This window comes from Motilimonas sp. 1_MG-2023 (assembly GCF_030547455.1).
Taxonomy (GTDB): Bacteria; Pseudomonadota; Gammaproteobacteria; order Enterobacterales; family CBDFNC01; genus Motilimonas.
The window spans coordinates 1-303 of record NZ_JAUOPX010000146.1 but is presented as its reverse complement, the minus strand read 5'-3'; the positions used below and the strand labels follow the sequence as shown (position 1 = coordinate 303).

The following is a 303-nucleotide window of genomic DNA, read 5'->3' as shown; positions in this document are numbered from 1 at the left end:
TGAGAGATGATCTAGCGAAAATTAGAGCCGCATTTGAAACGATAAACAAGGAAAGCCTCCCCATTACTGTCAGAGATTTTCCTTATGGCGCTTGTGGCGACACTTGTGAAGACTTAGCTGAAGTACTTAAGGAGCTTGGCTACGGAGCCTTTTCATATGTAGCTGGTCGCCGTGAAAACGGGAACAGCCACGCTTGGTTAGACTGCGACTCCATTATTATCGATATCACAGCTGACCAATTTGTTGAGATATCTGAACCTGTATATTTAGGCCCCTTAAATTCTTGGTATAAGTCATTTGTAG

At 43.2% G+C, this 303-nt stretch carries 1 pseudogene; it reads left to right on the top strand.

Annotation, left to right across the window (positions count from 1 at the left end):
- Window positions 1-303, top strand: a pseudogene (locus Q4519_RS21820) (hypothetical protein); the annotation flags it as partial.